This is a genomic window from Acinetobacter sp. A1-4-2, assembly GCF_040233925.1.
Lineage (GTDB): Bacteria > Pseudomonadota > Gammaproteobacteria > Pseudomonadales > Moraxellaceae > Acinetobacter.
Genome location: NZ_CP157981.1, coordinates 2,264,188 through 2,275,961, shown reverse-complemented (window position 1 = coordinate 2,275,961; position 11,774 = coordinate 2,264,188). Strand labels below are relative to the sequence as shown.

The following is an 11,774-nucleotide window of genomic DNA, read 5'->3' as shown; positions in this document are numbered from 1 at the left end:
ATTCTGAAACCTAATTTAAAACAGGAAGCATAACATGGCGCAGCAGGACAGTTTAAACAACAAAGTGGTATGGATTACCGGTGCATCTTCAGGTTTAGGCAAGGCTCTTGCTCAGGAGTGTGCTTTGCAGGGTGCACAGGTGGTACTGACCGCACGCCGTATCGATGAACTGGAAAACGTCCGTTTAAACTTACCTCATCCTGATCAGCATATTTGTGTCAGTGCCGATATTACCGATGAAAATCAGGTGCGTCATGCCTATGAACAGGTGCTAAGTCAGAAAGGGCGTATCGACTGGTTAATCAATAATGCCGGTTTAAGCCAGCGTGCCCTGATTGCCGACACCACCATGCAAACTGAACGCGCCATTATGGAAGTGGATTATTTTTCGCAAGTTTTTCTGACCAAAACGGTTTTACCGACTTTCCTGCAACAAAAGTCGGGCCGGATTATCTTCGTTTCTAGCGTGGCAGGTTTATTGGGGACTCAGTACCGTGCCAGCTATTCGGCGGCAAAAGCGGCGATTCACATGTGGGCCAATAGCTTGCGCGCAGAGGTGGCACAAGAGGGTGTTCATGTCAGTGTGGTGTTTCCGGGTTTTGTCAAAACCAATGTGTCTTTCAACGCCTTAAATGGAGAAGGTAAACCGCAGGGGCATCAGGATGAAGCGATTGAAAATGGTCTGGAGCCAGAAGCGTTTGCCAAAACCGTGCTGAGTGCTTTGCTGAACGGTGAAGAATACATTGTAGTGGGGGGGACTAAAGAAAAACTGGGGGTATGGATGTCACGCCTATCGCCAAGCACACTGTATAAAATGATCCGTAAGGCTAAGGTGAAATAATTAAAGCTCCTTCTATTTTAAAAGAAGAAGCTTTAAATCCCCCTTTGCAAAAGGGGGATTTAGGGGGATTCAAACCTTATTTAATTTACTTAACCCCGAATCGCCGTCCCATAAGCAAAGACTTCAACCATCCCACCTTGCATGCCCAGCTCGGTGGTACTGAGGCGTAAGCCCATAATCCGGGTTGCACCGATTTTTTCGGCTTCCAGTTTCAAGCGGACAATCGCTTCACGGCGGGCACGTTCCACCACACTTTCATAACTGGTCAGGTGACCACCGAAAAAGTTCTGGATATTGGCAATCACATATTTAAAGTAATCATGCGAGATGACTACATTGCTGCTCACCAGTTGCCCCGGATATGAAGATGTTTTAAAACGGCTATTATCCAAAGTGATATAGGCCAAACGCTGTTCATTTTCCGCCAGTGAATCCAGGTGCTTGCGTTCATTGTATCTGCCAAAACCAAAACCGAGTGCAAATAAAATGGCAAAAACAGCAATTTGAAGAATCAGGCCATCCATCACTTAGACCTGCGCTTGAAATGGATCGGGAAGTTTGGGAATGTTTGGCTCCACCACAACTGCTGTGCCATACACAAAAAGTTCCGAAGCACCTTGGGTAATATTGGAGGTTGAAAAACGGATGCCAACCACGGCATTTGCACCCATGGATTGGGCTTTTGCAATCATGCGGTTCATGGCTTCCTGACGCGACTCTTCCAGCAGTTCGGTATAGGCCGTCAGTTCACCACCAACAATATTTTTTAAGCCTGCCAGCAGGTCCCGTCCTACATGTTTACTACGTACAGTGCTGCCATAGACCACATCAATTTGTCGGCTAATGGTATGACCTGGAACGGTTTCTAAATTACTCAGCAGCATTTTTTTGATATTCAAATGAAATGGGATCTATTGAAGATAGGAAATCATGTTTAAAAAAGCAATAAAAAAGCCTGCATGGCGCAGGCTTTTTTATCATATTTGAACATTACTGAGCGCTGTTTGCCGCTTTGCGTTCAGCCGAAGAAGGTGCCTGTTGAACGGCATCACCGGTGTTGGCTTTAATACCGCCACCCAGGGTCTTATACAATTCAACCTGGTTATTCATGTTGGCTTGTTCAAGCAACAATAAACCTTGTTCAGCTGCATATGATGCACGTTGTGCATCCAGTACCGTCAGGTAGCTGTCAATACCGGCACGGAAGCGGGCATTTGACAATCGGTAAGTGGTATTGGTTGCATCCACCAGACGGCGCTGTGCTGCCAAACGGTCACCAATATTTTGACGCACGGCCAAGGCATCATTCACTTCGCGGAAAGCGGACTGAATGGATTTTTCATAATCAGATAAGGCAATTTGCTGATCTGTTTCTGAAATCTTGATGTTGGCTTTACGTGTGCCCCAATCGAAGATTGGCAGGTCGATACTTGGACCCACTGACCAGACAAAGCCACCTGATTTAAACAGGTCGCTCAAGCTGGTTGAGGCATAGCCTGCGTTGCCGGTCAGACTGATGGTCGGGAACATGCGTGCTTTAGCTGCACCAATATTGGCACCCGCTGCAGAAAGTTTATATTCCGCAGCACGAATGTCAGGACGGTTATTTAACAAGTCACTTGTTAAGCCAGCAGTTAAAACATTGCTGCTGGTAATACGTGTGACACGTTGATTTGGCAACAGGTTTGCAGGAACCGCCTGACCAACCAGCAAATTAAGCAGGTTTTGTGCTTGCGCAATTTGGGTCTTGTAATTGGCAACATCGTTACGGGCCGTTTCTACAGAAATTTGTGCCTGACGCACAGGAACTTCACTGTCGATACCGACATCGAAACGTTTTTTATTGAGGTTATAAGACTCAAGCTGGGCTTTCAGCGTTTGCTCGGCAAGTTTTAAATTGGCATTGGCAAACGAATAATTTAACCAGGCTTGTGCAACCTGACCTATCAATGCAATTTGAGTCGCATCACGCGCACTTGAAGTCGCTAAATACGTATCTAAAGCATTGTCTTTCAAGCTGCGCACGCGGCCCCAAAAATCCAGCTCATAGGCAGTCACACCTAAGCCGACATTGTAGCTGGTCATCGCACCCTTGGTGTTCATTGTGTCCTGACGAAGTACACTGCCACTGGCACCAATGGTTGGCAGCTGGTTGTTCTGGGTAATCTGGTACTGTTGCTGCGCACGCTGAATGTTCAACGTTGAAGTACGCAAATCACGGTTATTGGCCAATGCCAGATCAAGCACTTGAAGCAAGCGTGGATCGGCAAAAAAGTCTTTATAACCTTGTTCAGCAATTGAAGGTCCAGAACTTGCGGTTAAATAACCTTGTTCCGGAATATTTGCTTGAGCTACGGGCTCTGGGCCACGCATGCTTTGACAGGCTGTCAAAGCAAGCGCAAGTGCAGATACCGCAATGCTACGACCTGAAATAGACCATACCTTTTGCATCACGATGCTTGCTCCTGATTATTTTGGTTTTTAGGTTTGTATTTAAAGATACTTCGAATCCAGACGTAGAACACCGGAATAAAGAAGATACCCAATAAAGTCGAACTGATTACGCCACCCAGTACACCATATCCGACTGAATGTTGGCTACCTGCACCCGCACCTGCAGCCAGGGCAAGCGGAAGTACACCAAAACCGAAGGCCAGGGTGGTCATGATGATTGGACGTAAACGCATTTTCGCTGCATGAAGCGTAGCTTCAAGCAAAGGCTCGCCTTTATCTTCCTGCAGTTCCTTGGCAAATTCTACAATCAGGATCGCATTCTTCGCGGCCAAACCAATGACGGCGATAATTGCGACCTGGAAGTAAATGTTATTCGACAAGTTTGGATCTTTCAGTACGATCATGCCGAGGAACGTTAAGCCAATTGCACCGACGATACCTAAAGGAATCACCAACAGTACCGAGAATGGAATAGACCAGCTTTCATACAATGCAGCAAGACACAGGAACACGATTAACATAGAAAGCCCGTATAGACCCGCAGTTTGTGAACCTGCTTCACGCTCTTCTAAAGATAAGCCTGTCCATTCATAGTCAAAACCGCTCATGCCCATTTGTGGCAGTTTGGCAATGATTTCTTCCATGGCGAGCATTGCATCACCAGAGCTGACGCCCGGTGCAGGAGTACCCTGAATATTCACCGATGCAATACCGTTATAACGTTCAAGACGTGGCGAACCATAGGTCCATTCACCGGTTGCAAAGGCAGAGAACGGCACCATTTGTCCCAGGTTGTTACGTACGTACCACTTGTTTAAATCTTCCGGCATCATACGCGCATCGGGTACGGCCTGAACATAGACTTTTTTCACGCGACCGCGGTCAATAAAGTCATTAATGTATGAACCACCCCAGGCAATACTCATGGTGCTGTTGATTTCAGAAATACTGACGCCCATAGCGCTGGCTTTTTCATTATCGACATAAATTTTGTATTGCGGCGTATCTTCCTGGCCGTTCGGACGCACACCGACAAGACGTTTGTCTTGCGCAGCCATACCCAGAATCATGTTACGGGCAGTAATCAGTTTTTCATGACCACTACCTGCAGCATCTTTCAACTGCAAGTTAAAGCCGGCAGAAACACCCAGTTCCGGCATTGCAGGAAGCTGCAACGGCATCACGTAAGAGGCATCTTTGGCAATCACGTTCAGGGCCATACCACGCTGGATGATGGCACCGATTTGAGATTCAGGTGTTGTACGCTCACTCCAGTCTTTTAACTTAATGAAGGCTAAACCGGCATTCTGACCGATACCCGTGAATGAGAAGCCCGCAACGCTGAAGACAGAATCGACATTGGCCTTTTCACCTTCCATAAAGAAACCATTCATTTGATCAATCACTTTTTCGGTACGATCAAGTGTGGCATTCGGTGGAAGCTGAACCAGCGTCATTACTACACCCTGGTCTTCATTCGGTAGGAATGAACTTGGCAGGTTCTTGAACATGAACAGCAAACCAGCGATGACCACGGCATAAATGGCACCCGCAATGATTTTATGAATCAGCAGTTTGCCTACCCATTTCTGGTAACCGACTGATAAGCGGTCAAAGCCATGGTTAAACCAGCGGAAAAAGCGCGCAAACACACCATTGCTTTCTGGCTTGTCTTTATCATGCTGTTTCAGCAAGGTTGCACAAAGCGCAGGAGTGAAGGTCAGGGCAATGGCCAGGGATAAAATCATCGCGGTCACAAGTGTGATCGAGAACTGGCGATAAATTACACCGGTCGTACCACTGAAGAATGCCATGGGTACAAATACTGCGGTTAATACCGTCGTAATACCGATCAGGGCACCCGAAATCTGTTGCATAGACTTTTCAGTCGCCGTAACCGGATCGAGATGTTCTTCCTGCATCACTCGTTCTACGTTCTCGACCACAACAATCGCATCATCCACCAGCAAACCAATCGCAAGGACCATGGCAAACATGGTGAGGGTGTTAATCGAGAAGCCAAACAGGTTGATGATGGCAAAAGTACCCAACACCACTACAGGCACGGCCATGGTTGGAATCAGCGTTGCTCGCCAGTTCTGCAAGAACAGGAACATCACCAGGAATACCAGCACAATCGCTTCAATTAAGGTATGAACCACACTTTCAATCGAAAGTTTGATAAACGGCGTGGTATCAAATGCCAACTGGTCTTTCAAACCGCTTGGATAGTTTTTGCGCAGTTGTTGCAAGCGCTCTTCTACCGCAGTTGCCGTGTCGAGTGCGTTTGCACCGGTAGCCAGTTTAATTGCTACACCGCCAGCAGGCTTACCGTTGAATTTAGACCGGAACTGATAGGTGTCAGAGCCTAATTCAACTTTAGCCACATCACCCACAGTCACTTTTGCACCAGAACCGGCATTTTTCAAGAAAATGGCACGGAACTGTTCAGGTGTTTGCAACAGGCTTTGTGCATTTACAGTGGCATTCAGTACCTGGCCTTCAACAGCAGGCGCACCACCGAGTTGACCTACTGCAACCTGTGCGTTCTGGGTGCGCAGTGCAGTCACAACATCACTTGGGGTCAGCTGGTAACTGCTGAGTTTTGCTGGGTCGAGCCAGATACGCATGGCATAAGAACCACCAAAGACCTGCACTTCACCTACACCAGCTACACGGCTTAGCGGTTCAGATATATTGGAGTTGACGTAGTCTTTGATGTCTGCATCAGAGAGTGAACCATCTGGCGAGTAGAATGCAACTACCTGCAGGAAGCTGGCACCCGATTTGGTCACCTTGAGGCCCTGACGCTGTACATCTTCAGGCAGAAGGGCAGTTGCGGACTGTAATTTGTTTTGCACCTGAACTTGTGCAATATCAGGATCAATGCCTTGTTCAAAGTTCAAGGCAATAGATGCCTGACCGTTACCGGCACTGTTGGACGAAATATAGCGTAAGCCATCCAGACCGTTCATTTGCTGTTCAATAATCTGGGTCACTGTATTTTCTACAGTTTCAGCAGATGCACCTGGATAGGTCGCAGCAATGGTTACCGTTGGCGGTGCAATGGTCGGATATTGTGCAATGGGCATTTTGCTGAGGGTTAAAATACCCGCCAGCATAATCACCAATGCAATCACCCAGGCAAAAATCGGGCGATGAATAAAAAAGTGAGCCATTCAGTCTACCCCTTATGCATTTGAAGTAGCTTTTTGTTCAGTTTTAGGTTGTGCTTGGCCAGCAGGTTGGCCTGCTTTATTTGCATCTGCCGCAGGCTGACCTGCACCCTGAGGTGCCGCAGCTTGAGGCTGGTAAGGTTTGGCAACCACGGTTGCACCTTCTTTCACCTTGGCAATACCATCAACAATGACTTTTTCACCCGTTTGCAAGCCTTTGGTCACAATCCAGTCTTTGCCTTGCACACCGGCAGTTTCAACCGGACGTGTTTCAACCGCACCTTTGGCATTCACGATCATGGCAATCGCCTGACCTGTTGGGGTACGGGTAATCGCTGCCTGAGGAATCAGCATGGCATTCGGAATAACACCTTGCACAATTTGAGCCGTTGCATACATGCCTGGAAGCAGTAAATGGTTCGGGTTCTGGAACACAGCACGCAGCGTTACCGTACCGGTTTCCGGATTCACACTGGCATCGGAAAATGCAAGACGACCTTCAATCGGGTAATAGCTACCATCTTCAAGCTTAAGCTTCACTTTAGTATTGTTGCTGCTACCCAAATTGCCTTGGCTCAACTGTTGACGTAAACGCAGCAGCTCGGCACTCGACTGATTAATGTCGACATAAATCGGATCCAGGCGTTGCACTGTCACTAAAGGTGCTTCCTGGCTTGCGGTAACCAGGGCACCTACAGTGACGCTTGAACGGTTGGTTTGACCTGAAATAGGTGAACGAACGGTAGAATAACCGAGGTTGATTTCTGCATTTTTAAGTTCAGCCTGGGTTGCCGCGACATCCGCTTCAGCCAGTTTTACTTGTGCAGCAATATCATCATATTCTTGTTTTGAAATGGCATTGGTGCCGACAAGTTGACGGTAACGTCCTTCTTTCACGCGTAATAGGTTTAAGTTGGCCTGCTGACGGTTGAGCGCAGCACGTGCACTGGCGACAGTTTCACGGTTGGTTCGCGAGTCAATTTCATACAGTGCCTGTCCTTGACGGACATAACTTCCTTCAGTAAACAGACGTTTAAGAATGACACCACTGGTTTGTGGACGGACTTCAGAAATTTCAAATGCCGTCATACGGCCAGAAAGTTCTACTGATTGCTCTACGCTTTGGGGTTGAGCAACAATGACACCGACTTCAGCCGGTGGCATTTTTTGGGCTGCTGCAGCTTGCTGCGCATCCTTGGGATCTTTGCTACAACCAACAAGTGCAATACTTGTTGCTAATGCGCAAGCGGTAAGGGCGGGTGCCCATAGCTTTGCAGACATCATTGTTCCACCTCGATTAGATTCTTCTCTAAAACTAATTTCTTTTTTCTCTACTTAATTTGGCATACAGCAGATAAAGTAGTGTGATCCAAATAAAACTTATGCTCCAACCCGCCAAGACATCAGAGGGGAAATGCACGCCCAGATAAACCCTGGAAATTCCCATAACAAACAGCCAGATAAAAGCACATATACAAACCAGTATGTGCCGGGGATGTTTTTGACTGAGATAAATTGCAAGACAACCCAAAGTTGCGGCATAAAGGCTATGCGCACTGGGAAATGCAGCACCATAGCTTGCAACCAGATGATACATTTCGGGTGGGCGAGGTCTTGAAATTACATATTTAAGTAGCCAAACTGTGGCAGTACTTCCGATCAGCCCCATGCCAATAAAAACAACATTTGTAAATTTTTTATACCATGCCTGCTGTAAACACCAGACTGTGGTTAAAAATAACACAAATGGCATACCGCCTATAGTCGAAAGTGTGATGAATATTCTATTCAGTGGCACGCTACGATGCTGGCTCAGCCATTCAATCATCACCCAGTCGAAGTGATTCAAGAATGGCGTAACCAACATTAATATGCTGAAAATAAATAAGAAAAATCCTACACCAAGCAACAGATAAGGCATGTAAGCAACCTTTGTTATCTTAGTCGATTGAAGCATGACTAATGAATGGTTAAAGTGTACTCATCAGTACACTTTATTTCAAGTATGTGTAAATTATGCTTTTCTTTTTACCGATTTTTTAACATGAAGTAAAACAAAAATAGCAAATTACTTGAGTGTCGATTTTTGCGGTGTTGAAAATTCATCTACTTCTAATGGAGTTTTTGGCGGCCAAAAAAAGTCACTGGGGCGGGTCAGGAAGTGGGTGAGTACCAGCTTGGCCAACGGCTTCCATTGTTCAAAGCGAACGCGGCGAGCACGTAACGCGACAATAATCGTTAAAGTAAAACTCACAAACAGGTTGGTCAAACCAATTAACAATACACCTAAAAATGACACAATAATCAAGCCAATTTCAGGGCTGCCATTAATACAGATCAAACCCTGAATAAAGTTGGCTGAAGCAAAGGCAATGTGGCGAATATCCAGAGGTAGCCCTAAAATAAAACCGATGGTACCCATACTGCCAAGCATGATTCCGAACAGGAAGTTCCCCGCTAATGCGCCTAAATTGCGTTCTATATAGGTGGCAAATTTATTCAGGCGTTCTTGCCCCAATAACTGTTTTAAGTTTGCATGGGCCTGTAAACGTGGACCCACCTTACGGTACACCGCCATGTTGTCAAAATAGCCGGCAATCAGTCCTGAAAAGAATAGACACACCCCGGCAATCGCTGCATGAGGAATGGCCAGTGAGGTAAATGGATTGAGGGAATGTAAGGTTTTGGTGGCTTTGACATGAGTTAAAAGCGGTTCATCCATGCCGTACTGCCAGAGCAGGGTGATGACGGCTGCAGTAGGAATGGCAATGGAAATATTACCTAGAATAGCAATGAACTGGGTGCGGATGATGTTAATGATCAGTGCGGCAAGTTCAGCAATCTGTGTGGTTTTAGAGCCTTTGGTCTGTTGTACCGTTGCTGCAAGTGCTGCGGCAGTCATGGCGGGCTGTTTGGTGGCAACGGTAAAATGCAAGACATGAATCAGCATAAACCCGAACGAATAATTCATGCTAAAGACCAAGGCCTGCATGATGGGTGCCATGGCTATTCGCGCAGCCAATATTTTCAAGCTGGCCATGGTGGCAATAATGACACCGGCACCCGCAGCAGATTTATACATCGACCAGAAACCTTGCTTGTCGGTACTTACATAGTGTTCACCGGTTTTACTGGCATTCTCGGTGACCTGTAATGCAATCAGTTCGCTATTGGCGGCTAAAAGTGACCGCACACTGCGCTCGCTATAAATGGCATGGGTGATATCGACCAGCAACAAGCCTAAAGATTCATAGCGAAGCTGGTCTTCATCCATAATCAGATTAAGTAACAGTTCAATACGGTCCAGACATTGTTCCAGTAATGACAGCAGATAGGTCAGGCTTAAACTCACTCCAATTCTTTTGGTGGCACGACGAATTTTTAATACCACATCCCGACATTGCTCAATCATGACTAAAGCTTGAGATGCGTCTGGAGGAACAATTAAGGCCATCGGATCGGTGTTTTGATGCAGTGCCTTGTAATGCTGGATAAATTCATTGATTTCCCGGTTTTGTACCAGGAAAGGTGATTCATATTCGGTAAGTTCCGGATGGGCGTTAATAAATTCCGGATACAGCCCAATGCCACTAATCCGGTAAGATAAAACGGTAATGGCCTTGATCAGCTCGCTTTTAATTTTAAGCTTGTCTTGCTGATTGCTGTGACCCTGATTGATCAAAGCAAAGAGTTTTTGCCAGTCTGCATCGACAATGCTATCCAGCCAGTATTTGTCACTACGCTGATAAAAAACACGCCGCACCAAATCTTGCAGTTGGCTTTGATCATTAATCAGGGGAAGAAAATGCGCACCCAGCCGCTGAGCGAGCTGATTCCAGAAACCATCCAAAGACAAAATGCCAGTATCGGCATATAAACTGGTTTGCTTGTACTGGTTAATGAGTTTTAAGATAAAATTCTGAAAGGTAGTAACTGCATGGGGTGTAAGCAGCAGTGCCTGGATAAAAGCCTGGAATTTATGGTTAATTTCGTCAAGATCGGTGGCGTCATCTGGGCGAATCCGGTTCACCAGCTCAATCAGCAGTGAATCATCAAGAACAGCCTGACTGGATTCAAGCTGCTCCTGCATTTTTAAAAATAGATCATTAAAATTTATATGCATAGGCGAGGGTTAAAACTATATTTTTCAAATCCCGTTATTGAATCCGGTTGAGGGCAAGCTGCGCCAAATTAATCAGTGCCTGGCGATATTCACTCTCAGGAAGTGCATCTAATGCGTTCAGTGCAAATTGTGTTTCTTCAGTGGCACGTTGGCGGCAATAATCCAAAGCACCACAGCTTTGCACAATCTCGATCACCCGTTCCAGTTGGTTAAGACCGCCGGTGGCAATACTACGACGAACAATTTCATGTTCTTCATCGGTGGTTTTTTGCAAGGCAGAGATTAATGGCAAAGTCGGTTTACCTTCCATTAAATCATCACCAATATTTTTACCTAATGTTTCGGCATCTGAAGTATAGTCTAAAATATCATCAATAATCTGAAAGGCATTGCCAAAGTGACCGGCAAAGACGCGCAGGGGTTCACGGTATTGTGGCGTGCCCGATAAAATGGCAGCACCTTCAGTGGCCAGTTCAAATAGGCGCGAAGTTTTACCATGAATAATGTCGAGATAAGTCTTTTCGGTGGTTTCAGGCTGATGCTGTGCTTGCAGTTGCAACACTTCACCTTCGGCAATTTCACAGGTACCGGTAGAAAAGTCTTTCAGCAGGGTCATGTCATTCAGATCGACCAGCAAATCGAAAGCACGGGAAATCAGAAAGTCACCGACCAGAACCGCAGTCTGGTTATTCCATGTGGCATTGGCTGTAGGTCGACCGCGGCGCAAGCCTGATTCATCCACTACATCATCATGCACCAGCGTTGCGGTATGCAGCATTTCAATAATCGCTGCCAGTTTACGCTGGCGTTCGATATCTTCTGCGCCGCAGGCTTTGGCTGCCAATAGGCACATGATTGGGCGCATACGTTTGCCGCCTGCTTCAACCACGTGTTTACTTACTGCCATCACCAAGGCAACTTTTGAAGTGATTCCTTCATTGATAAATGTGTCCATCGCAGCAAAGTCTGAAGCAACAGGAGCGAGAATGTCTTGCTTAAAATCGATGGCCATATGAAGAGAAACCTCTAAAAATTGAATTGCTTATTTATAGTTTAACAACTATAGCTGATATAAGGCGAAGATCTTAATATAGTTGTTTAAAACCTGACTAGGCAAATGGTTTTAAATTTAACCGCATTATTATTATCCAGCCAGATGTGTGATGGAACTGGCACTCGG

The 11,774-nt window shown here is 46.2% G+C and carries 9 protein-coding genes; 1 reads left to right on the top strand and 8 read right to left on the bottom strand.

Annotated features, from left to right (window positions below; genetic code table 11):
* The first annotated feature begins 34 nt into the window (after nucleotides 1–34).
* Nucleotides 35–841: an SDR family oxidoreductase gene (locus ABJ384_RS11095; protein WP_349927335.1), complete on the top strand. Its 807-nt coding sequence runs from the start codon at nucleotides 35–37 to the stop codon at nucleotides 839–841.
* Nucleotides 842–930: 89 nt separating this feature from the next.
* On the opposite strand, the gene ABJ384_RS11090 is transcribed toward ABJ384_RS11095, so the two are convergent.
* From ABJ384_RS11090 to sdsA, 8 genes are all read right to left on the bottom strand, one after another.
* Complete coding sequence (locus tag ABJ384_RS11090; protein ID WP_349927333.1) at nucleotides 931–1,365, bottom strand: heavy metal-binding domain-containing protein; 435 nt, start codon at nucleotides 1,363–1,365, stop codon at nucleotides 931–933.
* 3 nt (nucleotides 1,366–1,368) lie between these two features.
* Nucleotides 1,369–1,725, bottom strand: a complete 357-nt coding sequence (locus ABJ384_RS11085) for a YbjQ family protein (protein ID WP_086196870.1) — start codon at nucleotides 1,723–1,725, stop codon at nucleotides 1,369–1,371.
* Nucleotides 1,726–1,831: 106 nt separating this feature from the next.
* Nucleotides 1,832–3,292, bottom strand: a complete 1,461-nt coding sequence (gene adeK, locus ABJ384_RS11080; protein WP_349929743.1) for a multidrug efflux RND transporter AdeIJK outer membrane channel subunit AdeK — start codon at nucleotides 3,290–3,292, stop codon at nucleotides 1,832–1,834.
* A complete protein-coding gene (locus tag ABJ384_RS11075) occupies nucleotides 3,292–6,474 on the bottom strand; it encodes an efflux RND transporter permease subunit (RefSeq protein WP_349927331.1) in 3,183 nt (1,060 codons plus the stop codon). The genes adeK and ABJ384_RS11075 overlap by 1 nt, the downstream gene beginning before the upstream one ends.
* Before the next feature lie 12 nt (nucleotides 6,475–6,486).
* On the bottom strand, nucleotides 6,487–7,755 hold the full coding sequence (locus tag ABJ384_RS11070) for an efflux RND transporter periplasmic adaptor subunit (protein ID WP_349927329.1): 1,269 nt from the start codon (nucleotides 7,753–7,755) through the stop codon (nucleotides 6,487–6,489).
* A gap of 31 nt (nucleotides 7,756–7,786) precedes the next feature.
* Nucleotides 7,787–8,392 carry a phosphatase PAP2 family protein gene (locus ABJ384_RS11065; RefSeq protein ID WP_349927327.1) on the bottom strand — a complete coding sequence of 202 codons (606 nt, stop codon included), beginning with the start codon at nucleotides 8,390–8,392 and terminating at the stop codon, nucleotides 7,787–7,789.
* A gap of 147 nt (nucleotides 8,393–8,539) precedes the next feature.
* Nucleotides 8,540–10,594 (bottom strand): site-specific recombinase, encoded by a 2,055-nt coding sequence (locus ABJ384_RS11060; protein WP_349927325.1) that lies wholly within the window; start codon nucleotides 10,592–10,594, stop codon nucleotides 8,540–8,542.
* A gap of 34 nt (nucleotides 10,595–10,628) precedes the next feature.
* Nucleotides 10,629–11,606 (bottom strand): All-trans-nonaprenyl-diphosphate synthase, encoded by a 978-nt coding sequence (gene sdsA, locus ABJ384_RS11055; protein ID WP_086196865.1) that lies wholly within the window; start codon nucleotides 11,604–11,606, stop codon nucleotides 10,629–10,631.
* Nucleotides 11,607–11,774 lie beyond the last annotated feature (168 nt).